This window comes from Methanosarcina sp. UBA289, assembly GCA_002496565.1.
Classification (GTDB): domain Archaea; phylum Halobacteriota; class Methanosarcinia; order Methanosarcinales; family Methanosarcinaceae; genus Methanosarcina.
The window spans coordinates 17,619-18,072 of the sequence record DAKJ01000020.1 but is presented as its reverse complement, the minus strand read 5'-3'; the positions used below and the strand labels follow the sequence as shown (position 1 = coordinate 18,072).

Annotated in this window: 1 protein-coding gene; it reads right to left on the bottom strand. The window is 37.7% G+C overall.

The window, feature by feature from the left end:
* Positions 1–454 (bottom strand): PKD domain-containing protein (locus tag BP549_RS12225; protein ID WP_292380993.1); only part of this gene is annotated, 454 nt, incomplete at both ends.

Sequence of the window (454 nt, the reverse complement as noted above, 5' to 3'; positions counted from 1 at the left end):
AAGCCGAAAACTCAGCAACCGGTTTTGTTGCAGTTGCTGTTACTGTTATATAATTCGATTTCGTAACCGTGTTACTTCCAGCTTCATTTGTTACTGTAAGTGTTATTTTGTATTTTCCTACTTTAGAATACTTATGTGTTGGATTCTGTAGGGTTGATGATGTTCCATCTCCAAAATTCCATTTCCATGCAGTAGGGTTTCCTGTGCTGGTATCTTTAAATGCAACGTTTAATGGTGCTTTTCCTGATGTGATATCACTAGTGAAACTGGCAACTGGTTTTGTTGTAGTTGCTGTTACTGTTATATAATTTGATTTTGTAATCGTGTTACTTCCAGCTTCATTTGTTGCTGTCATTGTTACTGTGTATTTTCCTGTCTTGGAATACTTATGTGTTGGATTTCTGGCTGTTGAAGTTGTCCCGTCTCCAAAGTTCCATTTCCATGCAGTGGGTGT